This window comes from Kitasatospora sp. NPDC089797 (genome assembly GCF_040684795.1).
GTDB lineage: Bacteria > Actinomycetota > Actinomycetes > Streptomycetales > Streptomycetaceae > Kitasatospora.
The window spans coordinates 1-24,350 of the sequence record NZ_JBFBGS010000082.1; the positions used below are offsets into that span (position 1 = coordinate 1).

Consider the following 24,350-nt stretch of genomic DNA (forward strand, 5'->3'; position numbering starts at 1 on the left):
GATGCGGCCGCCCGCGAAGACGTGGACGTGGTCGGGCTTGATGTACCGCAGGATGCGGGTGTAGTGGGTCACCAGCAGGGTGCCGACCTCGCCGGCGCCGAGCCGCCCGGCCGCGCCGGGGCCCGCCGCCGACTACACCGCGGACTACCGGGCGGTGGAGCTGACCTCGGCGGACCCCGGCTACGAGTTCGACCTGGCCGCGGGCACGGTGGTGCCGACCGACAGCGTGAGCTGGTACCTGGGGCGCAGCGACAGCGAGTTCCTCGTCCCGGAGAACGCCGACTCCTTCATCGGCCGGGACGCCGGCCTGGGCCCCGCCGAGTGCCTCCAGGGGCTGGGCAGCCACCCCACCGGCCGGGTCCCGTTCAGCGCGGTCGGCGGGCGCGGCGCGTTCTGCGTCCGGTCGGCGGACGGAAAGGAGCTGGCGGTGGTCCGGGTGCTGTCGGCGGCGGGCGCGGACGGGCCGGTCAGGGTCTCGCTGGACCACTACCGCCGCAACGGCTGACCGCGGCGGGGCCGGGGCCACGGGTACGGGTCAGGCCGGAGCCCGTCACCGCCCCCGCATCGGCGGGGACGGGGACGGGCTCGCGGCGCCCTCCGGGGTCAGGGTCAGGCCGGTCGCCGGGGCGGAGCGGCCCGGTCCGGGGTCGGCACCGGCGAGGGCGCGGGCCCGGGCGTCGGCGTCGGTGCACCGGCGGCCGGCGCGGCCGGGACGGCCTGGTCAGCCGGGTGGTCGGCGGGCTGGTCCTCCGTCCGCATCGCCGCCGTCTCCGCCTTGAGGATGCGCATCGACCTGCCCAGTCCGCGCGCCATCTCGGGCAGCTTCTTGGAGCCGAAGAGCAGCACCACGACCGCCAGCACCACCAGCAGGTGCCAGGGCTCCAGTCCATTGCGCAGCATCGCCGCCTCACCCGGCCTTTCGTCGTCGGGACCGGGGCCGCGTTCGGGGCGGCCCTGGTCGTCTCGGGGTGGTTTGGGTGGCTTCACCGTAGAGCTTGACTGATTTTTCAGTCAATGCGAGAGTTCAGTTCCGGCGATGCCGGGCGACTGCGCCCGCCGCCGACCGGCGCTGCGCGCAGCACTCCCCGGAGTCCGCCCGCCGCGCCGACCGTTCCGCCCTCGGCCCCACCGGAGTCCACCGTGAACCACTCCTCCCTCGCGCGCCGCACGGTGCTGCGTTCCCTCGCCGGCGCCGGCCTGATCGCGGTCGGTGCGACCGCCTGCTCGGCCGGCGACGACCAGGCGGACCCGGCCGCCCCGTCCTCCACCGCCCCCGCCGACCAGCCGTCCGGCGCCGCCACCACAGCACCCGCGCCCTCCGCGACCGGTTCCGCGCCCGGCGGGCGCCGGCTCGGCGGCGAGTGGGAGAAGCACGAGCGGACCTTCATGGCCTGGCCCGCCTCCGAGAACGTCTGGGGCGAGCAGCTCGGGCCCGTCCGCAAGGACATCGCCACGGTGGCGCGGGCCATCGGCAGCCGTGAGCCGGTGGTCCTGCTGGTCCGCCCCGGTCAGGAGGACTCGGCCCGCAACGCCTGCGGCAAGGACGTCGAGCTGCTGTCCGTCCCGGTGGACGACCTGTGGGCCCGCGACACCGTGCCGGTGTTCGTGGAGGAGGGCGGCAAGGTCAAGGGCGTCGACTTCAACTTCAGCGGCTGGGGCGGCAAGCAGGAGCACACCAACGACGCCCGGATCGCCCGGGCCGTCCTGGACCGGTACAAGGTCGAGCGGATCTCCACCCAGGTCGTCGCCGAGGGCGGCTCCTTCGAGAGCGACGGCCAGGGGACGCTGCTGATCACCGAGAGCTCGGTCGTCAACGCCAACCGCAACCCGGGCCGCGACCGCGACCAGATCGAGGCCGAGCTCAAGCAGGCCCTGGGCGTCACCAAGGTGATCTGGCTGGCCGGCGTCAAGGGCAAGGACATCACCGACGCCCACGTGGACTGCCTGGCCCGGTTCGCCGCCCCCGGTGTGGTCTTCCTGGACCGGGCCTTCCCCGGCACCCCGGCGGACGTCTGGTCACGCTCCGCCGACCAGGCCCGGGCCGTCCTGGCGGACGCCACCGACGCGACCGGCAAGAAGCTCAAGGTGGTCGAGATCAGCCAGCCCGACCCGGACCGGATCACCGGGCGCGGCGACGCCTTCGTCTCCTCGTACATGAACTTCTACATCGGCAACAAGGGCGTCTACCTGCCGAAGTTCGGCGACGCCCGGGCCGACGGGCACGCCCAGGACGTGTTCAAGGACCAGTTCCCGGACCGCGAGATCGTCGCGCTGTCGATCGACACCATCGCCTCCGGCGGCGGCGGCATCCACTGCTCCACCCACGACCAGCCGGCCGGCTGACGCCGGCTGCCACCCGGTCGCGCAGTCGCCGCTCCGGCCGCGGCGGTGCGACCGGTGCCGGTGCGGCCGACGGTGGCGCGGCTCCCGGTCGCGGCGGTCGTTGCGGTCACCGCGGTCGTTGCGGTCGCCGCGGTCGCCGGGGTGGTGCGGTCGGCGGAACACCTCGCCGCCCGGACCGCCCCGGCGCTTGCGTGGCCCGGACTGCCCTGCTCGACCACGGCAGTCCGGGCCGCTGCTTCAAGTGCGCTTGAAGAACTCCACCTCGGCCAGCGCGATGCTGCGCCCGGCCCCGGTGCCCGCGGCCTCCCGGACGGTGAGCCTGACCTGCACGACGTCACTGATCCCGGTCGCCACGGTCTGCGGGCCCGGCTGGTCGTTCAGGGTGAGCTGCTTGCGGTGCACCTCCCCGTCCGAGGCCGTCACCTCCAGGGTCAGGACGACGGGACGGGCCTGCTGGTGGAACTGCGCCGGGTCCGCGGACGCGCCGGTGTGGACGATCAGGTCCACCAGCCGGAACGGGTTGCGGAAGGTGAAGCTGATGGAGTCCCCGATCGCGGGCGCCCCCCAGTAGGTGTTGCTCAGGCCGTCGTCGGCCAGCGTCGCGGGATGGCCCTCGACCGCGGCGCTCGCCGTGGTCACCGAGGGGGTGATCGGCGCGGTGCTGCCGAGCTTGTCCAGCACGTCCTGGTAGGCGCTCTTGCCCAGCGGGTACAGCAGGACCCCCGCCACCACCAGCGCCAGCAGCACGATCAGCGCGATGGTGCGGCGCAGCGCGTTGCCCGACCCGCCGATCCGCACCCGGCGGCGGAACGGCCAACGGGTGCGCCACCAGGGCAGTTTCGGCGCGGCCGCGGTGACGGTCAGCGGGGCCGCGCAACGGCGGCAGAAGCGCCGCTCGGGCAGGTTGGGCGTACCGCAGCGCGGGCACGGCGGGCCCTCCTGGGCCTCCTCGGCCACGGCCGTGCGGACCACCGGGCGCGGTGCGACGGGCTTGGCGGGCTGCACGGCCACCGGGTCGGTCCGCGGCTCGGGTTCGGCTTCCGGCGCCGGGGGCGCCGTCGGGGCGGTGGCCGGGACCGGGGCCGGAGCGGCCTCGGGGGCGGCGGGGGTCGGCACGGGCCGGGAGCGGGTCGAGCGGGCGGTCCCGCCGGTCGGCGGGGTCGACGGCTCCTCGGCGGGCGGGGCCGGCGTCCCGGACTCCGGGGCGGGCGGCTCGGTGCGCCTGCTGCGGCTGGTGACCCGCCGGGAGACGTTCCGCCAGGTGGACCCGGTGCGCGCCGTCCCGGGGGCGTCCGGCTCGGCCGGGGCCGCCGGGGTGGCTGCCGGAGCCGGGGCCGTCGGGGTGGACGCCTCGGCCGGGGCGGGCGCGGGTTCCGCAGCGGGCGCCGTCCGGCCCGTGCCCTTCGCGGACCGGGAGGTGGACGTCGGCGTCGCCGCGGACCGCGAGGTGGACGTCGGCGCTTCGGTGGGCGCCGGGGCGGGCGTGGGCGCCGTGGTGGGCGCGGGCGGCGCCGTCGCCGGGGAGGGCGCCGCGGCCGGGGACGCCGGGGCGCTGCGCGACCACCCCAGGTAGGCGCCGCAGTTGCCGCAGAAGTCGTCCCCCTCCGCGTTGGCCGTACCGCACTCGGGACACACCGGCATCCGTCAGCCCTCCGCTCGCCCGGGCGGCCCGGGCACGATCTCGACCCGGCAGGTCAGATGGACCGGGCAGCCCGCCCGGACGACGGCCAGCACCTGGTCCTCGTCCAGCGCCGCCCCGCCCAGCGGCCAGACCCGTACCAGCACCTCGCCGCCGTGCGCGGGCAGCGGGACGTGCCCGGGCGCGCTCGCCCAGGAGACGCCGCCGCCGTCCGTGATCTCGGCGCCGGCGCCCAGCACCAGGCGCAGCCGCTCCGTGAGGCCGCGCCGGGTGCCGCGCCACCGGTGCAGTTCCATGGCGCGACCGACCACCGCGCGGCGCACCTCGTCCGGCCAGGCCGGGTCGACGTCCACCGCGACCCAGGAGGCCAGCCAGTCCAGGAAGTCGCCCGGCGCGAGCCGGGGTTGGAAGTAGGCGGGCAGGTTGTCCAGGGTCGCGAAGACCGGGGCGAGGACGGTGTCCAGGCCCGCCGTGAAGCGCTGGGCGAAGTCGTCCTCGGCGAACAGCGCGGGCAGCAGTTCGCCGATCGGGTGCGGACTGGGCAGTCCGGGGACAGCGGCTCTGGTCATGCCGTCCCGTCCTCGGCGGCCGCGGTGATCACGATCTGGTGCTGGTGCGAGAAGACCAGCGCGTCCGGCGGGACGTCGACCCGTTCGGCGGGTGCGCCCCGGCGACCGGTGATCGGGTCGGCCGGGAACAGCCGCAGATCCTCGACGCCCACGACCGCCGCCTCCCGCTGGAGGACGGCGAACACCTCCCCGTACTGCACCGCCCGGCCGAACGGCCAGCCCCGGCCGTCGGCGCCGCCGCGCAGCGGGTTGAGGTAGCGGTAGAGCGCGTCCAGCACCGCCTCGCGGACCCGGTCCGGGTCGGCGGCGCGGGTGGTGAGCCGGGCCACCACGGTCACCCCCTGGTAGGCGGGGGGCTGCACCAGGATCCGGGTGCCGATCAGCCGCCGCTCGTCCAGTGCGGTCGCGACGGCGGCCAACACCTGCTCGTCCGGGATGAGTTGCTCGAAGCGCAGCCGCTCGCCCTCGTCGGCGACCGCGTCCGGGACCACCAGCACCCGGACCGTCCCGGCTTCCCCGGCGCCGGCGGGCACGCAGCTGACCCGGGCCGCGGAGGGCGCGGCCTGGTGGGCGATCAGCTCGAAGTCCCCGGCGGTGACGGCGCGTTCCTGCAGTCGCAGCTGGTGCGGGGCGCGCAGCTTGGCGTTCTCCACCGTCTCGCCGTCGACCCCGCCGCGGGCCGCCTCACGGTTGTCCACCCGGGCGATGTACGGGACGGAGCTACGCAGCACCGTGACGGTGTTGCGGGCGACGTTGCCCGCGATGCCGCCGCCGGTGCGGTAGCGCGGGACCCTCAGCTGGGCGCCCTTGGCCGGGACGGCGCCGAAGGCGCGCAGGCTGCCGTCCGGCTCGCGGACGGCGGGCGGCAGGTGGAACTCGCCGTTGGTGGCGTCGAGCACCACGTGCCGGTCGGTCGGCCCGGAGTCGCCGAAGTGCTCGACGACCGTCCAGCGCTGCCAGCCGTCGCCGGCCGAGACCTCGACCACGGGCGGTTCGCCGTCCAGCAGCACCGGCGGCCGGGCCAGCCGGAAGCGCTGGCCCGCGACGCCCTCCGAGGAGCCGAGCGGCGCGTCGGTGACGGTCTGGGCGTGCACGGCGGTGGCGGTGCCGCCGACGGTGAAGACCTCGGCCCGGCGGACGGTGGGCGACTCGGAGTAGAACGGCTGGCCCGGCTGCGGCTCGGTGACCCGGCAGCGCAGCCAGCCGGCCCGCCGCCCGGCGACCACCGAGGCGGTGTGGCCGGCGGGCACGAAGACCAGCACCTCACCGGGCCGGTTGAGGCCGCCGGTGGTGTCGCTGCCGGTCTCGCAGGCGATCCAGCGCGCGCCGTCCCACACCTCCCAGGCCAGCGGGGGCTGGCGGGGGTCGACGCCGACGCCCTCGACCCGGCTGTCCAGCCGGACGGCCAGGATGCAGCGCGGCACCACGGCGGGCAGGGCGAAGAGCATGGCGTCGCCGGCCGCCGGGCGCGGCTGGAAGCAGCGCACGTCCACGCCGTCGGCCAGTCGGGTGGTGACGTCGGTCTGCTCGCCGGTGGCGGAGACGGTGACCAGCCGCTCCAGCGAGCTGGGCACGATCGGGAGGTCCTCGGCGGTGCCGAAGACCACCGCGTCGTCGGTCTCGGTGCGCAGCGTGGAGACCTCGGTGCCGGCGCGCAGCAGGACCGTCTCGGGCTGCGGGGCGGAGAGCCAGAAGTCGACCTCGGCGCGGGCGGCGGCGGGCGGGAAGAGCCGGATGCCGAGCAGGTCGAGGAAGGCCGCGTAGTTCTTCTCCGGGACGCGGTTGAGCCGGTAGAGGAGTTGGTCGACCAGGTAGGCGAAGGTCTCGATCAGGGTGACGCCCGGGTCGGAGACGTTGTGGTCGGTCCACTCCGGGGCGCGCTGCTGGACGTACCGCTTGGCCTCGTCGACGAGTTGCTGGAAGCGGCGGTCGTCCAGGTTCGGGGAGGGCAGGGCCATCAGCGCACGCCCTCCTCGATCGCGGCCGCCCGTTCGGGGTCCGGGTGTTCCGGGATGGTGTAGAACGGGAAGACCAGGTTGCGGCGGTCGTTGGTGGCCCGCACGGTGTAGTGGACGTCGATGTAGAGGGTGCCCTCGTCGACCCGGTCGAAGGCGATCACCACGTCGTCCACGGTGATCCGCGGCTCCCAGCGTTCCAGCGCGATCCGCACCTCGCGGGCGATCCGCCCGGCGGTGGTGCTGTCGCCCGGGGCGAAGACGTAGTCGTGGATGCCGCAGCCGAACTCCGGGCGCATCGGGCGCTCGCCGGGGGCGGTGCCGAGGATCAGCCGGATGGCCTCCGCGATCTCCCGGTCCCGCTCCACCATGCCGATGCCGCCGGTGGCGTTCACCCGCAGCGGGAACGCCCAGCCGCGGCCGATGAAGCTGCTGGTCATATCGCGCCTCCGATCAGCACGTTGAACGCCCCGGCGACGATGGTCGCGCCGCAGGTCGTCTTGTCGCCCATCCGGGCCGCGGGCAGGCCGCCGATCAGCACCACTCCCCCGGTCACCCCGCCGAGTTGGGGCTCGACCAGGTTGGCCGGGCCCATCTCCACGTGCGGGACGCAGGCGTGCACGGTGCCGGCCACCGCGGCGGGCCTGCCGCCGATCAGCACCGTCGCGACCTTGAGGGCGGCACCCGGCGGCGGGGTGGTGAGGGCGCCACCGTGGTCGGTGGGGTCGCCGGTCCGGGCTGCGGGGGGCATGTACGGTCTCCGTTCCGATGGCTCCTGCCGGAGCACAGTGATCTTCCGTTCCGGCACCGGGCGGGCCGGCGCCTGACAGTCTGACGTCACGTCAATTGATGCGCACGAACGCCCCCTTGAGAACCGCCTCGGCGCCGCCTTCGACGGTGACCGTGGTGGTGCCCCGGACGTTGACCGTACCGCCGCGCACGTCCACCGTGCCGGTGCCCGCGTCCAGGGTGATGCCGGAGGGGGTGAGCCGCACCGTGCTGCCCGCCCCGCCGGCCCCGCCGTGCACGGTCAGCACGATCTCGCCGTGCTGCTGGTCCAGCCGGACCTCCAACGTGCCGTCCCCGCTGGCCAGTCGGACGCCGGACTTGCCGCCCGGTACGTCCAGCAGCTCCAGTCGGTGGCCCGAACGGGACACCACGGAACGGCGGTTGACCGTGCCCGCGGTGGAGTCCACCAGTGGCACGTCGTGCGGGGAGGGCCGGTCCACGCCGTTGTAGAGCCCGCCCAGCACGTAGGGGCTGTCCAGGTCGCCCTGCTCGAAGCCGACCAGCACCTCGTCGTTGACCTCGGGGCTGACCACACCGCCGCCGCCGTGGCCGCCCCACTGCACGGTGCGCACCCAGTCCGAGACGTAACTGTCGTCCAGCCACGGGAACTTCAGGCGCACCCAGCCGCGCTTCCCGTCGCCCGGCTCGCGCACGTCGGTGACCACGGCGACGGCCAGGCCGGGCATCCGGGGCCCGCGCGGCGGGGCGTTGCCGCCGGTGGCCAGCCCGGCCAGCGAGCGGTCCGGCGCCGCGCTGACCACCACGGTGGTGCGGTAGCCGCGGAAGGGCTCCAGCAGGTGGCGGGCCCCGGTGACGGTGTAGCGGCCGGAGAAGGCCGCGCCGACGTTCCCCAGCGCGACCGCGGTACCGGCCCGCAGCCGCGGGTTGCCCTCGACGACCGCCTCCAGCTCGCCGAAGCCCGCGGCCACCGAGGCGGCCAGCGAGCGTGCCACCGCGGCGGTCTCCGCCTGGGTGCGGTACGGGGTGTCGGCGACGGTGAGCCGGGCCTGGCCGGGGAAGGCGGCGGCCACCACCGAGGGGCTCATCCCGGGCTGCACGGTCGGCGCGGTCAGGGCGGGTTCGGTGGCGACCAGGGCGCTCTTGGTGGTGACGTTCCAGCCGCGCGCCTCCACGGTGTCCGCGCCGGCCGCACCGGTCAGCACCCCGCGCAGCTCCAGCAGGTTGCGGCCGTACTCCAGCACCAGCGGGCTCTGCGGCGCGGGCGTGTTCGGGGCGGGCGCGGCGGAGGCGGGCTGCGGCCGGACGAACTCCAGCTCGCCGTCGTCGTCCACCCGCACCTGGGCGCCGCTCTCCTGGGCCAGGAACTGGAGGAACTCCCAGTCCGCGACGTTCGCCTGGGACAACTGCTGGTGCACCACCGGGAAGGAGTCGACCTTCCCGCAGCTCAGGCCGGCGCCGGAGGCGACCTCGCGGACGATGTCGGCGGTCGTCATGTTCCGGAAGGCCTTCACCCGGCGCCCGCGCATCAGCCGGTGGGTCACCGCCGAGGCCCGCACCACGGTGTACGAGCCGGTGGTGTCCACCTCCAGCTCCAGCGCCGTCACCTCACCGGTGAACAGCCGCACCTGGGTGTGCCCCTGGACGGTCACCACGGACACCTTCAGCGGGGTGCCGATGGTGATGCCGGTCGCGGTCAGGAAGGTGTGGTCGGCGTCCCGGAAGCTCAGCACGGCCGTGTCGGGCAGGCCGACGCTCTCCTCGATGTCGCAGGACACCAACTGGGTCGCCCACACCGGCGGCAGCGGTCCCGGCGCCTCCACGACGGGATCCGCTGCGAACGGCCGGCCGCCCCGGGCCTCGGGTGTCGTCACGGCCGACCACCCCGGGTCAGCTCGTCGATGCCCGGCACGATCAGCTCGGCGCCGGGAACCAGGGCCAGCGGGTCGTCGATGTCGTTGGCCTCCGCGATGGTCCGCCAGGCCGTCGCGTCCCCGTAGGCGCGCCAGGCCAGCAGCGGCAGGCTGTCGCCCGCGACCACCCGGTGGGTGCTGCGGGCCTCCGGGGAGCCGGAGGTGGGGTTCTGTCCGGCGGGGTCGACGCTGGCCTCGTCGATGGAGAGCGAGCACACCGCGCGCAGCGGATTGCCGTCCACGTCGAACAGCGTGTAGGTGACCGACAGGCCGGTCAGCACGCCGTTGAAGGAGGTGGTCTTGAGGGTGCCCCAGTCCAACCGGATCCACGGGCTGGCCGGGGTCTTGCGGGCCAGACTGGTCGGGGTGGGCACACAGGCCTTCATCAGCTGCTCCACCGCGCGCTCCACCGAGTTGTCGTGGGTCGCCGTCGAGTCCAGGAACACGTCGAGCGAGAGCGAGCGCGGGCCGCTGCCGACGAACTCCGGCAGCGCCGACTCCCCGGCCATCCGGGACGGCGTGCGCCGCCACTCGGTGGTCTTGCGCAGCACCAGGGTCGCCGGGTTGAACTGGAGCGGCAGCTGGGCGATCGGCCCGCCGGGCTGGGCACCGACCGTGGACGGGGGCTCCATGATGGTCAGTTGCGCCCGGGTGACGCTCGCTGGGACCGCCGGGGACATCCTGATGCTCCTTGGCTGGGGGAAGGTCGTCCGGTCCCGGGGTGGACGGGCGGACGGGCGGGTGAGGGGGTGGGCGGGTCGGTCAGGACGGGCGCAGGCCCGCGTGGGCGATCTCCAGGGTCTCCACCGCCGCCTGGGAGTTCGACGGGTCGAAGGACGGGCCCTCCCAGCGCACCGGGACGATCCCGAGCACCTGCCAGCCGACGATCCGGCTCAGGTCCGGCCGCAGCGCCACGATCTCACCGTCCTTCGGCTCCACCTTGCGGACGATCTCGTTCAACCAGCGCATGATCTTGGTGGTGTCCGCGGTGACCGCGCGGGTCAGCGTGATGTTCGTCCAGGTGATGCGGCCCGGCAGCTGCCAGGCGAAGCCGTTGTTGCCGCCCTCCGCGTACTGCTCGATCTCGACCTGGGCGCCGAGGCCGGAGCAGGTGGTGAACTCGCCCAGGTCGTTGCCGCCGATGGTCAGACTGAAGAAGACGCTGCTCGCGAAGATGTTGTCGGTCATCGGTCCCCGTTTCCTGCTTCCTTGCTTCCGTGCCTGCGTGCTTGCTGGTGCCCTGCCCTTGCCCGTGCCCCGGGGTCAGCGACGCAGGTCGTACGGCTTCCCGGCGCGTTCCCGGCCCCGGCGCAGCTCCGTGCGCAGCAGCCGACCGACCGGTTCGACCAGGCGCCGGGCCAGTTCGTCCAGGTCGGCGGGCGCCGCCCGGTCGGGGGTCTCGGCGGCGGTGTCACCCTTGGCCGCACCGGCGTCCTTCGCGGTCGTGGTCGGCGCCGCCGTGGACGACCCGCCCGTCGACGGCGCGGCCTGCACCGTGGTCGGCTTCCGGGCCGGGACGGCGGTCAGCGGCACCCCCACCAGGCCCGCCTGCTCGGCCACCCGCTGCAGGAGCCTCGCCGTGCCGGGCACGGACGGTGCGGATGCTGCGGACGGGATACCGGGGGTGGGCGCCGTGGGCAGCTGGGGCGGTGGCCCGGAGACCACCGGCAGGCGTTGGAGCGACGGCGCCGTCGGGGACGCCGCGAACGCCGACCGGCCGGGCCCGGCCCCGGCGAACGGCGCGCCCGCGACGGGTCCGGCGGCGAGCGCCGACGAAGGGGCGGCCGACGGCTGGGGGCGCACCCCCGCCACGACCGGCAGGCGTTGGACGGACGGCGCCGCTGCCGACGAGGACGCCGACGCCGACGCCGACCGGAGGGGCTCGGGGCGCACCGACGGGACGCCTGCGGCGGACTGACCGGACACGGCGGCCAGCGGCACCACCGGTGCTGCGGGCGCTGAGGGCACTGCGGCGGGGTGCGGCTGCGGCCCGGGGGTGACGGGCACCCGTTGGACCGTCGCGCCCGCCGGGGGCGCCGGGCGGACCACGGGCACGGGCGAGGCGGCGCCCCGGGCGGACGGCGAGGCCACCCGGCCGGGCCGGCTGCCGCCCTGGCCGTGCTGGCCGTGCTGGCCGTGCTGGCCGTGCTGGCTGCTCTGGCTGCTCTGGCTGCTCTGGCTGCTCTGGCTGCTCGCGAACGCGCGCCCGACCGCAGCCGGTTGCGACGGTGCGGCGCCGCCGGAGGAGCCGTCGGCACCGGCCCGCGCGCTTCGTACGCCTCGTACACCTCGTACGGTGCGTCCGGCTCGCGGCGGCTCCGCGGATGCGCCCGCCGCCGGGGCCGTGCCGGGCGACGCCGAACTCCCCTGCGCCGAAGGCCGATCGGGCGCCGCCCGACCGGCGTTCCGAGGCTCCGACGAGCGCCGGGACCGCAGGCGCTGGACGGCGGCCACGGCCCCGCCCAGCACTCCGGCGACCGGAGCACGCCCCGGCCGGGCCACCACGCCGGGCGCGTCGGACCGCACCGGGCTCCCCTGGGGGACCGACGGCACCGCGCCGCCGTTCCGGCTCTCCCCGGAACCGCGCACCGGGCGACCCGAGGCCGCGCGCCGCCCGCCACCGGCACGCGCCGGCTCCGCCGCCGACGGCGCGGCAGCCGGTGCACCGTCGGACCGGGACACGGGCGGGGACATCAGCGCCTGCGCCTTGGGCCAGGCCGCCGGGACCACCGGCGGCGCGGACGTCGCACGCCCGCCTGCAGGGGCCGCACCGCCGCCCGCGAAGGGGCCCGACGCCGTGGCCAGGGAGACCGTCATCGGCCGCTCACCCAGCAACCCGCGCCTGCGGCCGGTGGGTTCGACGGCCCGTTGCACGCTTGACCCGCCGCCCGCCGGCCGCGCGGGAACGGCGATGCGCACCACCGGGACGCTGCCGCCGCCTCCGGCCGGAGCACCGACCGGGCCCGCGCCGGACGCCGGGCGGCTGCCGCCGCGTGCTCCGTCACCCGTGTCGCTCCGCCGTTCTGAGGTTCCGTCACTCTGCTGCGGCAGTACGGGCATGGAGGCGGTGGAACCCGGGCCGGGCAGGGCCGCGGCGCGCTGCACACTCGCTCCGGACCCGGCGGCGGCGAGCTGCGCACCGGCTGACCGCATCGGCCCCATGACCTGCCGGACCGGCCGGCGGCCGCCGAGCAGCGGTGCGGTGGCACCCGGCGCCGCTGCCGTCGGCGGCAGCGCGTCGAGGGGCGCGCCCAGACCGCTGCGGGCCCGGGTCGGGGCGGGGGTCGGGGCGGTTCGTTCGCGCTCCGACGGGGACTGCGGGGACGGCGAGGACGCCGCGGGCGAGGACGCGGACGGCGTGCGGGTGGACGGAGACGGCGTGCGCACGGAGGGCGCGCCCGGCGTCGTACCGGTTCCGGACGTCGCGCGCTGGACGGTGGCGGCGCCGCCCGTCCCGGCGGAGCGCCCGGCGCCCTCGGACCCGCCCGGCTCGGCGCCACTGGGCCCCGCGTCGGTACGGACCACGGGCATGGCTTCGGCCCCCGGGGTCGGCCCGGTGGTCCGGGGACCGCCGGGGGCCACGGGTGCGGCGCTCGCCGGCAGTGCGGTCAGGGGCGCGCCGAGCACCGGGCGGGCCGGTCCGGCGCCGCCGGGCATGGTGCTTCCCGCTGTGGTGTTTTCCGTGGTGGTGTTTTCCGTGGTGGTGCTTCCCGGTGCGACGGCACGCTGGACGGCCGGCCCGGCCGGCTGCCCGCTCCGCGCGGACGCGCCGGAAGCTCCCGGCACCGAGGCCTCGGTGGCCCGGCCGCTCGCGGACGGGCCCGCACCGGCGACCGGCTCCGCCACCGAAGCGGAAGCGGACTCGGACACAGACGCAGACGAGGTTGTGGCGGCCGACGCGGGCTGCGGATCGTCCGCACCCCGCCCCGGCAGCGCGGCGATCGGCCGCGCGGACAGCGTCCGGGGCCGCCGCGCGACGGTCAGAGGTTCGCCGACACGCAGCGGCCGCACCGACCGCTGGACCGGTCCCGCCGTGCCACTGCGCGGCGGGACCCCCGGGACGGCCCGGGACGCAACCCCGACGCTCTTCGCGGCAGCGGCAGCACCAGAGGCAGCACCAGCGGCAGCCGCAGCTGTCCGCGCACCGCCCTGCGGCGCAGCGGACTCCACCGCACCGGGCAGCGAGGGAGCCGACGGCGCCGACGCACCGCTCACGGTGCCCGCCGACGCAGCCCGCCGCCCGCTCCCGCCCGTACCGGTAGCGCCGCCCGCACTCGCCGGGCGCGGCGCCGACCGCACGGGCAGCCGTCGCATCCGGACGGACCGCTGGACCGGCCGGGCCTGCCGCCGCTCGGCCGCCTCGCCCGGCTGCTCCGCCGCTCCCGCCTCGCCCGCACCGCCGTCGGCCGGGACGGGCCGCAGCACGAGCCGGTCCCCGCCCGCGAGGCCGGCCGCCGGGGTGCCCGGCCGCGCGACCGCGCGGAGGATGCCGACCGGGGCGGTCGGCAGCACGGCGTGTCCGAGCGGGCCGCTCAGTGACGGGTCCTGCCAGGAGGCCAGCCGGGAACGGAACGCGAGCCCGTCGCTGACCCCACGGGCCGGCCCGGCCAGGGTGGGGACCAGCGGCGCCACCGCGCGCCAGCCCCCGTCCCCGGCGGCCGGACGCCGCTGCACGGGCCCGTCGACGCCGACGACACCGGCGTCGGTACCACCGACGCCGGGGCCACCGGTACCGCCGGGCCCGTCACCGGGAACCGCGCCGGTACCCGGAACCGCGCCGCCACCGGCAGCACCGCCGGTACCCGGGCCGGAGCCGTCGCCGCCCCGCCGCCCCGCGATCCAGTCCCGCAGCCCCACCGGACTCACCCACCCTCACTGACACGGGTGTTGAGCCGCGCGATCTCCCGCACCCACTGCCCGCGTTCGCGGTGGGTCAGGTCGAGGAGGTCCTCGCGCGGCCAGTGGAAGTGGTACGCGATGTACGCGATCTCCTCGTACAGGCGAGCAGGCGCGTACGTCACGATTCCCCCAGGCGCCCACCGGCGAGGTCGACCTCGAAGGCGCCGTCGCAGTGCGGGCAGGTCACCGCGGCGCGCGTGTGGCCTTCGCTGTTGATCCGCTGGTAGAGGTCCTGGAGGAAGGCGACGTCGGTGGCGTACATCCGCTCGACGATCCCGGAGTGCACGTCGGTGAGGTCGCCCAGCCGGGTGATGACGTGGCTGAGCAGCACCACGCTCAGGTAGGCCGGGTTCTCCTTGACCCGCAGGTCGATCTGCGGCATCAGCTCGTCGCGGGCGGTGGCGAGGCGCATGGCACCGTGGCGGTGCACGGTGCCCTCGTCGTCCACGTACCCGAGCGGCAGCTCGAACTCGAACTCGGTGTGCGGTGCCTGCCGCCGGGGCCCGGCCGGCCCCGGCTGCCCCTGGCTCTGCTGCGGCGCGGGGTTCTGCGGGGCCGGAACCGGGGCCCCTTCGAGCAGTTCCTCAAGGCCGATCTTCCGCCTCACTCGACGCTGATCTCCTCGAACACGATGGTGACGGTCTCGGTGGCGGCGCTGGACTCGCCCGCGCTCAGCGTGGGGCCCTCCCAGCGGCTCGCCCAGGCGTTGTTGAGCTGGATGCGCCGCAGGGTGGCACCGGTGGTGTCCTTGACCTCGATGGTGAGGTTCTGCCGCGCGGTGTTGATCGCCCCGTTGTTGAGGGTCTCCTTGATCCAGTCCGTGAACGCGCCGCTCTTGTCCAGACCGCGGGTGATGGTCACCTCGCCGGGCAGCCGGGCGCCGGGCTGCTTGCGGACGATCAGCTTGCCCTCTTGGGTCACCTGCTTGTACTCGACGACGTCCTGTTCGACCGTCAGGTTGCTGATCTCCTTGACGGACTCGACGTTGTAGCCGCCGAGTTGGACGCCGAATATGTGTGTGGAGAGCGGATCGCCTTCAGCCATGGCGTGTTGTCACCTTCCGATGCGTTGGGGTGCCTGCGGGGGTCGACCGTGCGACGGTCACTCGTTGACGAGGCTCGTGCTGTCGGAGAACTGGGCCAGTCGGAACACCACGAACTCGGCCGGCTTCACCGGCGAGACCCCGATCTCGCAGATCACCTGTCCGAGGTCGATCGACTCCGGCGGGTTGTTGTCGCGGTCGCACTTGACGTAGAAGGCCTCGGCCGCGGTCTGGCCGAACAGCGCCCCGCGCCGCCACTCCTCGGTGAGGAACGCGGTGATGTTCCGGCGGATGCTGGACCACAGCCGGTCGTCGTTGGGCTCGAAGACCACCCACTGGGTCCCCAGGAGGATGGACTCCTCCAGGTAGTTGAAGAGCCGGCGGACGTTCAGGTAGCGCCAGGCCGGGTCGGAGGAGAGGGTGCGCGCGCCCCAGATCCGGATGCCGCGGCCGGGGAACGCCCGGACGCAGTTGACACCGATCGGGTTCAGCAGGTCCTGCTCCCCCTTGCTGAGCCGCAGTTCGAGGTCGACCGCGCCGCGGATGACCTCGTTGGCCGGGGCCTTGTGCACACCGCGCTCGGCGTCGCTGCGCGCCCACACACCGGCGACGTGGCCGCTCGGCGGGACCATCACGTTGCGGCCGCTGGCCGGGTCGAAGACCTTGATCCACGGGTAGTAGAGGGCCGCGTAGCGGGAGTCGAAGCCCGCCTCCTCCTGCCGCCAGGTCCGCATCCGCTGGGCGTTCAGCCCGGGCGGCGGGTCCAGCACGGCGATCCGGTCGCCCATCTGCTCGCAGTGCGACATGACCGCGAGCTGCACGGTGCGCAGGCCCTCGTCGTCGAGGTCGCCGCGCTGGTAGGCGCTCATCAGGTCGGGCACCGCGACCATGGTGATCTCGTCGATCGCCTCCAGGCCGGAGAAGCCGGTGCGGGCCGCGGCGTCGCCGACGTACTCGGCGGGGTCGAGCCGGCCGGCCCGGGCCGCGACCGGCCCGGTCGCGGGCGCGGGGACCGCGGCGGCCAGGGTGTGGGTGCGGCGCTCCGGGCGGCTCGGCGCGGTGCCGGGCTGCTCGACGACCGCGACCAGCTTGGACTCCCGCAGCTGGGTGACGACGTAGCCCTTGGTGTTCTTCCGGGTCGAGACGTCGTAGCTCTCGACGACCTCCGCGCCCCGGCGCACCAGCAGCCGGAAGCGGTCGTCGGGGACGTTCTCGCCCTCCGCGTCGGCGATCTCGACGGACACCTCGCCGCCCGCGCCGGGCAGGGCCGAGACCAGGAAGCCGCCGATCTCGGTCGGCGGGACGGTGCTCGCAGCGGCGGCCGGGGCGGCAGCGGCACCGGCGGCCTGTCGGGCCGGGTCGCCGACCCGGACCACGTAGGCGGAGCCGCCGCCGTTGGCGAAGAAGCCGTACACGGAGTGCGCCAGGTAGGTGCCCTCGGTGAAACCGCCGAACCGCTGGACGTACTGGTCCCAGTTGGTCACCAGTGTGGGCTCGTGGAAGGGTCCGGTCTCGGCGAAGCCGACGAAGGCGGCGACGGCCGTGCCGACGCCCTCGATCGGCCGGGCACCGGACTGGACCTCCTCCACGTACACGCCCGGGGTCAGGTACGACGGCATACGCGCTCCTTCAGTGGCCGATCTCTACGCCCAGTCATTCGCCCCCGAGTCTGCGGCCGGAGACCCCTCCGGGGACATGCCCGCAGGTCCCGGACCGGGGGCAGCACCGACTGCCCCCGACGGACAGCCCGGCGCGTACCCGCAGGCGCCCCGACCGGCCGGCCCGCCCCGGCTCAGCCGCGCCCGGCGTCCCCGAGGACGGCCAGCCACGGCCCGAACTCGCTCTCCAGCACCAGCCGTCCGAGCTTGCGGTACTCGCCGACCACCGCGCCGACCAGCTGCGCCATGCCCAGCGGCGTGCCCGTTCCGGCGGCCAGGTAGGCCGCGGAGACCGCGCAGGCCCGGATGGAACCGCCGGTGAGCTCGAACTGCCGGGCGCAGAAGTCCAGGTCGAGGTCGTCGCCGCGGGGCAGCCGCGGCCCCAGGCAGCGGTCCCAGAGCAGCCGCCGCTGCGCCTGGTCGGGCAGCGGGAACTCGGCGATCACGTCCAGCCGGCGGGTGAACGCCTCGTCCAGGTTGGCGCGCAGGTTGGTGGTCAGCAGCGCGATGCCCGAGAAGGACTCCATCCGCTGGAGCAGGTACGCCGTCTCGACGTTGGCGTGCCGGTCGTGGGCGTCCTTGACCTGCGAGCGCTTGCCGAACAGCGCGTCCGCCTCGTCGAACAGCAGGACGCCGTTGACCTGCGCGGCCTCGCTGAAGATGCGTTCCAGGTTCTTCTCGGTCTCGCCGACGTACTTGTCGACCACGGTGGAGAGGTCCACCACGTACAGCTCCATGCCGAGTTCCGCGGCGACCACCTCGGCCGACATCGTCTTGCCGGTGCCCGACTCCCCCGCGAACAGGGCGATCACCCCGTTGCCGCGGCCGCCGCCCGGCCGCATCCGCCACTGTCCGAGCACCTGGTCGCGGTGCCGGGCCCGCAGCACGAGTTCGCGCAGCCGGGCCGCGGTGGGATCGGGCAGCACCAGGTCGGACCAACCGACCGAGGGCTCGATCCGCCGGGCCAACCGGGCCAGCCCGGCGGCGTTCTGGCCCCGGACGGCGGCCCGCAGGTCCTCGGCGCCGACCGGGCGGCCCGCGGCGGCGGCCGTCCGGGCCGCCACCGTGACGGCCCGCCCGAGCTTCTCCCCGTCCAGCCGGTAGGCGGCCACCGCCTCGGCCAGGCCGTCCGTCAGCTCCGGGCCGAGCGGTGTCCCGGCGGCGGCCAGGGCCCGGGCCCACTGCCCGGCCCGGGCGGTGCCGTCCGGCGGCGCGACGGTGACCACCACCGGGCTCTCCCGGGTCCAGTCCGGATCCCACACCTGCGGGCCGTGCACGACCAGCGGGACGTCCGCGAGCCGGGCGCACAGGTCACGCAGCAGGGCGGCCCGCTCGGGCTGTTCGGGTTCGAGCCGGTCCAGCGGCCCGAGCACCACCCCGCCGCCGCCCAACCGGGCCTCCCGGGCCAGCGCCCGCAGCAGTGCGGCCGACGGCCGGGCGGCCAGCTCGGCGGCGTCGACGACCAGCGGCGGGCGGCCGCCGGCCGCCAGGGCGGCCTCGGCCAGCGGGCCGGCGTGGCCGCTGCGGTCCAGCAGGTACACCGGTCCGCCGGCCGCGGCGGCGGCGGACCGGACCTGCTCGACGGGCTCCGTCACGGCGGCGGGGTCGGCGGCGGGGGCGGCGCGGCGGGCCAGGCCGGCCAGCGCGTCGTCCGGCTGGTCGTCGCCGAGCAGGTGGGCCGTCACCCGGTCCGGCACCCGCAGGATCCGGGAGAGCAGCGGGCGCTCCGGCTCGGTGATCTCCAGCAGGCCGCCGGCGATCAGCGGGGACCGCCCGGCGAACCGGAAGCGGCCGGGGCCGGCGCCCGGCAGCCCGCAGAGTTCGAGGGCCAGGCCGACGGTCGGCCGGCGCCGGGTCAGGTCGTCGTTGAGGTACCCGTAGAGCTGTTCGAAGCGGGTGTCGAGCTCGGGGGCGAGGGCGACCATCAGGAGGTCGAGGTCGACCGGGAGCAGCCCGAAGGCGGCGCCGAGCCCGGCGAGCCGCGAGCCGGGCGGCGGGGCGGCCGTGACGCCGTCCGCGCCCCCGCCGAGGCCGGTCGCGGCGGCGGAGTCCAGGATCCGTTCCACCGCCTCCGGGCCGAGGTACTGGCCGCGGTACGGGTCGTCCGGGTCCGGGTCCACGGCGCGGCGCTCGTGCACCGCGACCCGGACCCGCTGTTCGACCCGGTGCAGCCGTTCCCAGAGGTGGTCGGGGGCGGGCGGTGCGGCCACCGCCGTCGCGAGGTCCAGGGTCATCGCGGGCCGCTCCCGCCCCCGCCGCGGACCCGGCGACCGGGTGGCAGTTCGCGGTCGCGGGTCGCGGCGAAGCCGTCCACCCCGGTGTCCGCGGCGCCGTGGTAGCGCAGCCGGCGGGCCGGGTCCGCGGTCGCGCCCTCCCTGCTGAGGTCCTCGGCGCGCACCACCAGGCCTTCGGTGACCGGCGGTCCGGCGGGGGTGAGGCCGCCGGCGAGCGGGGCGAGCGCCCGCAGGTCGATCGAGGGGCGCAGCTCCCCGCCGAGCGCGGACCAGACGTCGGACACCGAGGGCAGGCCGGTCTCCCGTCCGGCGATGTCCAGTTCGACGGTCATCCCGAGCTGGGCGAGCGTCCCGGTGAGGTGCCGGGCGGGCAGTGCCTCCACGGCGGTGAGGCACTGCAACACCTCGGCCAGCAGCCGGTGTTCGTCCTGCGGCCGGGTGGTCCAGACGGTGACCAGGTAGGCCAGCTCGAACCAGCGGGGCGCGGCGCGGTGCCCGACCACCGTGCCGTCGGCGTCGTGCTCGGCGACGGCGCCGCTCTGCCTGCGACCGGTCTCCTCGCGGATCCCGTACAGGAAGACGCTGACCGTCGGCGCGGTCCGCCGGGCCGCCAGGTCCCGGGTCGGCGCGTCGAACACCACCTCCACGCCGCGCTCCGGCAGCCCCGCCTCGACGAGCAGCAACCGCAGCGCCTCGTCCACCTCGTGGATCACCGCCGCCCCACCTCTCTCCACCGTTCCTCGCCGGACGTCGGCCAGGCCGACGTCCGGTGCCACCACTCCCACGCGCCCCCGCCCGCGCGCCCACGGCCCGCACGGGCCACGAGTGCTCCGCATCCGCGCGCACCCGGGGCGGCGTGGGGCACCGCACGGGCTCCGGCCGCAGCGCACCGCACCGGACGTCGGCCGGGCCGACGTCCGGTGCGGGCCCCGGGGCGGGCGGGCGCCGCCCTCCGGGTCACCGGCGCTCCACCTCCCCCGGCGGGCCGATGCTGCCCTTCACCACCAGGAAGGGGGTGGTCACCGGGGAGAACCCGGGGCCGTCCGCGGTGATGGTCCGCGGGCCGGTCTCGTCCTTGGGGAGGATGAGCAGTTGGCCCGCGAAGGTCCCGTCGGCCTTCGGGTAGGTCGGGGCCGCCGCGGCGGTGATGCCGGGCTGCCAGGTGAACCGGACCGGCGCACCGGGCGGGAAGTCGATGCCGCGCACCGAGGTCACGAAGCCGGGCTTGCCGATCGGCGGCACCGCGACGATGCGGGGCTGGAGGATCTTCAGCGGGGTGCTCGCCCGGTGCGGCCCGGGGGTGGCATCGGTGCCGGTGGTGGTCAGTTCGGCGGTCACGGTGGTGTCGAGCACGGCCACCGGCGACAGCACCACCCGGATCACCTGGCGGCCGCCGGGCCGCAGGTCGGCCAGCTCGCAGCTGCCCGCGCGGCAGCCGGGCGGCAGTGCCTCGGTGGGCACTCCGGCGGGCAGGCCGAGGCTCAGGCGCAGCCCGGTGGCGAGGGCCTGGCCGGTGTTGCGCACGGTGTAGCTGACGGTCACGTGGCCGCCGACGTAGCCGGGGTCGGGCTGGGCCTCGATCGCCACGGTCGGCCCGGCCTGCGGCGCGGGGGCCGGGGCGGGCGGCGGGGGCGGCGCCGGGGTGCTCGGCGTCGGGGTCGGGGTCGGCGTCGGGCTCGGTGAGGCGGTCGGTGACGGGGTGGGCGACGGCGAGGGGCTCGGCGTCGCGTCCAGCACCGGCAGGACCGTCTCGGCGGAGTCGTCCTCGGGGTTGGGGTCGACCACCGTCCCGGTGACGCTCCAGCCGAACTGCTGGTCGCCGCTGCGCAGGCCGATCACGGTGGCGGTCACCCGGACCTGGGTCCCCGGTGGCAGGGTGCCGAGGTCGCAGCGGAGTGCCGCGGCGTCGCACGTCCCGACCGGGGTGGTCAGCTTGTCGAGCCGGGCGCCGGTCGGCACCGCGACGGTGAGCACGGTGCCGGGCGAGGGTGCCGGGCCCTTGTTGGTGACGGTGACCGGGACGTCGGTGGCCCCGTCGACCCGGACGACGGCGGCGCGGGGAGGCGCGCTGAGCGTCAGGTGGACGGACTGCTGGACGGCGGGCTCCTTCTGGCGCCCCGGCAGCCGCCAGTCCAGCGGGCTGAGCTTGCCGCTCGCGAAGTCGTAGACGCCCAGCCCCTCGGGGGAGTTCGGCGGCAGGGCCCGGCGGGAGGTGAGCACCAGCTGCTTGCCGTCGGCCGTCCAGGCGACGTCCCGGGGCTGGTACGGGCCGGTCTCCGTGGTGTCGGCCGGCGGCCGGGTGCAGGCGCCCTTGTCGCCGGTGTGGCCGGCGGGCAGCAGCACGGTGCAGCCGGTGCCGGTGGGCGAGGTGACCAGGAGCGCGTCCTGCCGGTTGTTCCCGCCGTCACCGGCCTTGCGGTTGAAGGCGATCCGCTTGCCGTCCGGGGAGAACACCGGGCTGTCGTCGATGACGTTGCAGGCGCCCGGGCAGGCGGTGCGGCTGAGGTCGGTCTGCCGGGTGGGGTCGTCGGCGGCCACCGTCCAGATGTGCAGGTTGCCGGGGTTGCCGTTGACCACGGCGCTGCGGGAGAAGGCGATCAGCTTGCCGTCGGGCGACCAGAAGGGCTCGCCGTCCGAGGCTCCGGAGGCGCCGCCCGGCAGGTCGGCGGGCGGCTGGACGGTGGCGACGATCGCGCCGGTGGCGACGTCGGCGATCAGGATCCGGCCCGGGCGGGCGGGCTTCCCGCCGCCGGCCGGGGTGCTGCGGCTGAAGACGATCCGCCTGCCGTCCGGGGAGAACGACGGGTCGGTGTCGCGGTCGGTCGGTCCGCGCCCGGCGAGGTTCAGCGGGTGCGGGTTGGAGCCGTCGGCGTCGGCGAGCCAGATCCGCTGGATGCGTCCGGCCGGGGAGTCCTCGTAGCGGGTGACCACGATCTGCCGGCCGTCGGGCGTGTAGCCCTGCCGCTCGTACCAGGGGTCGTAGCCGGGGCGGGGGTGGAAGAGCGGGTCGCTGCCCGGGTCGGTGCTGGTGTTGGTGTCGGCGGCCGGGTCCTCGGTGAGCACGCTGATGCCGAGGTCGCGCGGGTCGGTGCCGTCGGGGCGGACGTCCTGGACGTCGGCGACGTTGGCGGCGGAGGCGCTGGTCTGCTCGATCACCGGGCCGCCCTCGGCCTGGGTGCCGAACCAGGTCGGCGCGGCGATCAACCGGTTGGTGCGGTAGAGCAGTTGGGGGTCGGTGCAGTCGCAGGTCGGGGCCCGGTAGAGGTTCACCACGGGCGGCTGGTTCGGGTCGGGCTGCGGGGCCGGGGGCGGCGAGGCCAGCTGGTCGGTGCTGAGGAAGAGGACGCCGGTGCCGTCGGCGAGCCAGGAGGCGGAGCCGGTCCGCCAGTTGCCGCCGGTGCCGGGGAAGAACGCCTTGTCGTCGGTGCCGGTGGGCGTGGTGAGCCGCAGGGTCCGGCCCTTGTCGCCCTGGTCCCAGGTGTAGACGATCTGGTTGCGGTGCGCGTCGTCGTTCACCGGGTTCCAGGTCGGGTCGTAGGCGTCGCCGGTGGTCACGTTGGTGACCTTGACGGGCGCGCCGCCGGCGAACGGCCGCCGGTAGATCTGGAGGTGCCCGGGCTCGCCGTTGCACGAGTAGGCGACCCACTGGCCGTCGGGCGAGACGGTCGGGTGGGTCTCGTCGGCGGCGCCCTCGGTGATCCTGCGCAGCCCGCTGCCGTCCCGGTTGACGGCCCACAGCACGTGCTGGACGCCGCCGCCCGCGACGGGCTCCAGGTTCTCGAAGACGACGCCCTTGCCGTCCGGGGCGAGCGCGGGGTGGGCGGTGTCCATGCCCCGGGTGAGCCGGAGCACCGCGCCGGTCGCCTCCCGCAGGTAGACCTGGGGCCGCGGTTCGTCCCGCAGGCTGGTGAAGACCAGGTCGCCGCCGCGGGCCGAGGGGTCCTGGTCGAAGTGGACCGGGCCGGGCCCGAACAGCGGGGTGCTGGCCGCCATGCCGGTCACCCGGCCGAGGCCGCGGTGGTTGGTGCCGGCGTAGACGATCCGTCCGGCGTCCGGTCCGTCCGCCGCGGTCGGGGCGGACCGGCCGCCCGGCTCGGGGGCGGAGCCCAGCGTCAGCACGGCGACGGCCAGCGCGAGCAGCACCGCGACGGCGGCCCGGGCCGGCCGCCGGACGGTTCGGGGAGTGGCGGTGGCGCCGGTCACGCTCGACCTCACAGGGTGGCAGGGGCGGTCTCCCCGCCAGTGTCACCGGCTCGGGCGCCCGGGAACAGGGCCCGGGCGCCCGAGCCGGGGGTAACGACCGGTGTCCGCAAAGGGCAGACCGCCGCGGACCGGAACGGCGGTGGGGGGTCGGCCGGTGACCGGCGGCGGGCCGGCCTGCGGGGCCCGGTCGTCGGGGACGGCTGTCGGGGTCGGTCGCCGGTGGCGGGTCGGCCACCGGGTCGGGGTCGGTCGCCGGCGTTGGGGACGGCCGTCGGCGACCGACCGGTGGCCGCCGTCAGATCAGCCCGCGCCGCATCGCGTACCCCACCGCGTGCGCCCGGTTGCGCAGCCCCAGCCGCGTGATGATCTCGTGCAGCACGTTCTTGACGGTGCGTTCCGAGTACGAGGTCTTCGCGGCGATCTCACTGGTGTCGAAGCCCTCGGCGACCAGCCGGAGCATCTCCGCCTCCCGGGCGGTCAGGGTCGACAGGGTCAGGCCCCGCCCGTCGAGCATGGTCCGCTGGAGCGTCCCGATCCGGTCGAGCAGTTCACCGAGCAGGTCCCCGGGCATCACCCCCTCGCCGTTGGCCAGGGCGGTGATCAGGTGCACCAGCCGGTCCTGGTCCGCCTCCGAGCGGCGCAGCACGGCGGCGACCCCGTACTCGACGATGGTCTGCAGCCCCCCGGCCTCGAACTGGCCCACCACCAGGCCGATCCGGCCCGAGGTGGCGAGCCGCAGCCGGCGCAGGTGCTCGGCGACCGACTCGGTCAGGGCGTCCACCACCAGCAGGGACACCTCCGCCCGGCCCGCGTCGCCCTCGCTGAGCAGTTCCACCTCGGGCCGCTGGCGCAGCTGTTGGACCACGCCGGTCTGCAGGATGAGGTCCTCCGCGTACACCGCCACGGGTATCTGGGTGGGCCGGGCGTGCCCTTGGACGGGGACCCGCGCCCCGACCAGCCGGGTGCCGCTGCCGGTGGCCGGCGCCGCCGGTGCCCGGCGGGCGGTGGTGACGGCTCCCCCTCGGGGTGCCTCGGTCGTCGTCATCGATCTCTCCAATTCTCCAGGAGGCCTGCGGCGGAGCCGGTCGTGGGCCTGGTCGGGACGGGCGCCCGGGTCGCGCGGTGAGACGCGGGGGCGCCGGGCAGGG

22 protein-coding genes and 2 pseudogenes are annotated in these 24,350 nt (G+C 75.9%); 4 read left to right on the forward strand and 20 right to left on the reverse strand.

Annotated elements, in window-relative coordinates:
• A pseudogene (gene sufC, locus AB0O91_RS39265) lies at positions 1-96 on the reverse strand (Fe-S cluster assembly ATPase SufC); the annotation flags it as partial.
• On the opposite strand from sufC, the gene AB0O91_RS39270 reads away from it, so the two are divergent.
• Entirely contained in the window at positions 80-505 is a 426-nt protein-coding gene (locus tag AB0O91_RS39270; protein WP_363443683.1) for a hypothetical protein, read from the forward strand. The pseudogene sufC and the gene AB0O91_RS39270 overlap by 17 nt on opposite strands.
• Positions 506-609: 104 nt before the next feature.
• Here the strand turns inward: AB0O91_RS39270 and tatA are convergent, their stop codons facing one another.
• Entirely contained in the window at positions 610-900 is a 291-nt protein-coding gene (gene tatA / locus AB0O91_RS39275; RefSeq protein ID WP_363443686.1) for a Sec-independent protein translocase subunit TatA, read from the reverse strand.
• Between the two features lie 240 nt (positions 901-1,140).
• On the opposite strand from tatA, the gene AB0O91_RS39280 reads away from it, so the two are divergent.
• On the forward strand, positions 1,141-2,343 hold the full coding sequence (locus AB0O91_RS39280) for an agmatine deiminase family protein (RefSeq protein WP_363443689.1): 1,203 nt from the start codon (positions 1,141-1,143) through the stop codon (positions 2,341-2,343).
• A 237-nt stretch (positions 2,344-2,580) separates the two neighbouring features.
• On the opposite strand, the gene AB0O91_RS39285 is transcribed toward AB0O91_RS39280, so the two are convergent.
• Complete coding sequence (locus AB0O91_RS39285; RefSeq protein ID WP_363443760.1) at positions 2,581-3,354, reverse strand: zinc ribbon domain-containing protein; 774 nt, start codon at positions 3,352-3,354, stop codon at positions 2,581-2,583.
• 55 nt (positions 3,355-3,409) lie between these two features.
• Here AB0O91_RS39285 and AB0O91_RS39290 point away from each other — a divergent pair, with 55 nt between their 5' ends.
• Positions 3,410-3,916 carry a hypothetical protein gene (locus AB0O91_RS39290; RefSeq protein ID WP_363443763.1) on the forward strand — a complete coding sequence of 169 codons (507 nt, stop codon included), beginning with the start codon at positions 3,410-3,412 and terminating at the stop codon, positions 3,914-3,916.
• 2 nt (positions 3,917-3,918) lie between these two features.
• On the opposite strand, the pseudogene AB0O91_RS39295 reads toward AB0O91_RS39290, so the two are convergent.
• From AB0O91_RS39295 to AB0O91_RS39335, 9 genes and pseudogenes are all read right to left on the reverse strand, one after another.
• Positions 3,919-3,984 (reverse strand): annotated as a pseudogene (locus AB0O91_RS39295) (zinc-ribbon domain-containing protein); the annotation flags it as partial.
• A 3-nt stretch (positions 3,985-3,987) separates the two neighbouring features.
• Positions 3,988-4,551 carry a phage tail protein I gene (locus AB0O91_RS39300; protein ID WP_363443692.1) on the reverse strand — a complete coding sequence of 188 codons (564 nt, stop codon included), beginning with the start codon at positions 4,549-4,551 and terminating at the stop codon, positions 3,988-3,990.
• Positions 4,548-6,509, reverse strand: coding sequence for a putative baseplate assembly protein (locus tag AB0O91_RS39305; protein ID WP_363443695.1), 1,962 nt, complete (start codon positions 6,507-6,509; stop codon positions 4,548-4,550). The genes AB0O91_RS39300 and AB0O91_RS39305 overlap by 4 nt, the downstream gene beginning before the upstream one ends.
• Positions 6,509-6,946 carry a GPW/gp25 family protein gene (locus AB0O91_RS39310; protein WP_363443698.1) on the reverse strand — a complete coding sequence of 146 codons (438 nt, stop codon included), beginning with the start codon at positions 6,944-6,946 and terminating at the stop codon, positions 6,509-6,511. Before AB0O91_RS39310 ends, AB0O91_RS39305 begins: the two co-directional genes overlap by 1 nt.
• Complete coding sequence (locus AB0O91_RS39315) at positions 6,943-7,257, reverse strand: PAAR domain-containing protein (protein ID WP_350517031.1); 315 nt, start codon at positions 7,255-7,257, stop codon at positions 6,943-6,945. Before AB0O91_RS39315 ends, AB0O91_RS39310 begins: the two co-directional genes overlap by 4 nt.
• A gap of 91 nt (positions 7,258-7,348) precedes the next feature.
• On the reverse strand, positions 7,349-9,127 hold the full coding sequence (locus AB0O91_RS39320; protein ID WP_363443702.1) for a VgrG-related protein: 1,779 nt from the start codon (positions 9,125-9,127) through the stop codon (positions 7,349-7,351).
• Positions 9,124-9,846: a LysM peptidoglycan-binding domain-containing protein gene (locus AB0O91_RS39325; protein WP_363443705.1), complete on the reverse strand. Its 723-nt coding sequence runs from the start codon at positions 9,844-9,846 to the stop codon at positions 9,124-9,126. Before AB0O91_RS39325 ends, AB0O91_RS39320 begins: the two co-directional genes overlap by 4 nt.
• An 82-nt stretch (positions 9,847-9,928) precedes the next feature.
• Positions 9,929-10,354, reverse strand: a complete 426-nt coding sequence (locus AB0O91_RS39330) for a phage tail protein (protein ID WP_363443708.1) — start codon at positions 10,352-10,354, stop codon at positions 9,929-9,931.
• 75 nt (positions 10,355-10,429) lie between these two features.
• On the reverse strand, positions 10,430-10,726 hold the full coding sequence (locus AB0O91_RS39335; RefSeq protein WP_363443711.1) for a hypothetical protein: 297 nt from the start codon (positions 10,724-10,726) through the stop codon (positions 10,430-10,432).
• A 19-nt stretch (positions 10,727-10,745) separates the two neighbouring features.
• Between AB0O91_RS39335 and AB0O91_RS39340 the strand changes: the two genes are divergently transcribed.
• Entirely contained in the window at positions 10,746-11,084 is a 339-nt protein-coding gene (locus AB0O91_RS39340) for a hypothetical protein (RefSeq protein ID WP_363443714.1), read from the forward strand.
• A 2,944-nt stretch (positions 11,085-14,028) separates the two neighbouring features.
• Here the strand turns inward: AB0O91_RS39340 and AB0O91_RS39345 are convergent.
• The 8 genes from AB0O91_RS39345 to AB0O91_RS39380 all read right to left on the reverse strand — a co-directional run bounded on the left by AB0O91_RS39345 (position 14,029) and on the right by AB0O91_RS39380 (position 24,247).
• On the reverse strand, positions 14,029-14,187 hold the full coding sequence (locus tag AB0O91_RS39345) for a DUF6760 family protein (protein ID WP_363443717.1): 159 nt from the start codon (positions 14,185-14,187) through the stop codon (positions 14,029-14,031).
• The gene (locus AB0O91_RS39350) at positions 14,184-14,672 is read right to left on the reverse strand and encodes a hypothetical protein (protein ID WP_363443720.1); all 489 of its coding nucleotides are present in this window, start codon (positions 14,670-14,672) and stop codon (positions 14,184-14,186) included. The genes AB0O91_RS39345 and AB0O91_RS39350 overlap by 4 nt, the downstream gene beginning before the upstream one ends.
• Positions 14,669-15,109 (reverse strand): phage tail protein, encoded by a 441-nt coding sequence (locus tag AB0O91_RS39355; RefSeq protein ID WP_363443723.1) that lies wholly within the window; start codon positions 15,107-15,109, stop codon positions 14,669-14,671. Before AB0O91_RS39355 ends, AB0O91_RS39350 begins: the two co-directional genes overlap by 4 nt.
• 57 nt (positions 15,110-15,166) lie before the next feature.
• Positions 15,167-16,726: a phage tail sheath family protein gene (locus tag AB0O91_RS39360; protein WP_363443726.1), complete on the reverse strand. Its 1,560-nt coding sequence runs from the start codon at positions 16,724-16,726 to the stop codon at positions 15,167-15,169.
• Positions 16,727-16,899: 173 nt separating this feature from the next.
• Positions 16,900-18,999 (reverse strand): ATP-binding protein, encoded by a 2,100-nt coding sequence (locus tag AB0O91_RS39365; protein ID WP_363443729.1) that lies wholly within the window; start codon positions 18,997-18,999, stop codon positions 16,900-16,902.
• Entirely contained in the window at positions 18,996-19,712 is a 717-nt protein-coding gene (locus tag AB0O91_RS39370) for a DUF4255 domain-containing protein (RefSeq protein WP_363443732.1), read from the reverse strand. Before AB0O91_RS39370 ends, AB0O91_RS39365 begins: the two co-directional genes overlap by 4 nt.
• 244 nt (positions 19,713-19,956) lie before the next feature.
• Positions 19,957-23,202 carry a hypothetical protein gene (locus AB0O91_RS39375; RefSeq protein WP_363443735.1) on the reverse strand — a complete coding sequence of 1,082 codons (3,246 nt, stop codon included), beginning with the start codon at positions 23,200-23,202 and terminating at the stop codon, positions 19,957-19,959.
• Between the two features lie 295 nt (positions 23,203-23,497).
• The gene (locus tag AB0O91_RS39380; RefSeq protein ID WP_363443738.1) at positions 23,498-24,247 is read right to left on the reverse strand and encodes a LuxR C-terminal-related transcriptional regulator; all 750 of its coding nucleotides are present in this window, start codon (positions 24,245-24,247) and stop codon (positions 23,498-23,500) included.
• Positions 24,248-24,350 lie beyond the last annotated feature (103 nt).

Coding starts and splice junctions, on each gene's coding strand:
- tatA (WP_363443686.1), bottom strand. CDS start 900: ATGCTGCGCAATGGACTGGAGCCCTGGCACCTGCTGGTGGTGCTGGCG.
- AB0O91_RS39300 (WP_363443692.1), bottom strand. CDS start 4,551: ATGACCAGAGCCGCTGTCCCCGGACTGCCCAGTCCGCACCCGATCGGC.
- AB0O91_RS39305 (WP_363443695.1), bottom strand. CDS start 6,509: ATGGCCCTGCCCTCCCCGAACCTGGACGACCGCCGCTTCCAGCAACTC.
- AB0O91_RS39310 (WP_363443698.1), bottom strand. CDS start 6,946: ATGACCAGCAGCTTCATCGGCCGCGGCTGGGCGTTCCCGCTGCGGGTG.
- AB0O91_RS39315 (WP_350517031.1), bottom strand. CDS start 7,257: ATGCCCCCCGCAGCCCGGACCGGCGACCCCACCGACCACGGTGGCGCC.
- AB0O91_RS39325 (WP_363443705.1), bottom strand. CDS start 9,846: ATGTCCCCGGCGGTCCCAGCGAGCGTCACCCGGGCGCAACTGACCATC.
- AB0O91_RS39330 (WP_363443708.1), bottom strand. CDS start 10,354: ATGACCGACAACATCTTCGCGAGCAGCGTCTTCTTCAGTCTGACCATC.
- AB0O91_RS39355 (WP_363443723.1), bottom strand. CDS start 15,109: ATGGCTGAAGGCGATCCGCTCTCCACACACATATTCGGCGTCCAACTC.
- AB0O91_RS39360 (WP_363443726.1), bottom strand. CDS start 16,726: ATGCCGTCGTACCTGACCCCGGGCGTGTACGTGGAGGAGGTCCAGTCC.
- AB0O91_RS39365 (WP_363443729.1), bottom strand. CDS start 18,999: ATGACCCTGGACCTCGCGACGGCGGTGGCCGCACCGCCCGCCCCCGAC.
- AB0O91_RS39380 (WP_363443738.1), bottom strand. CDS start 24,247: ATGACGACGACCGAGGCACCCCGAGGGGGAGCCGTCACCACCGCCCGC.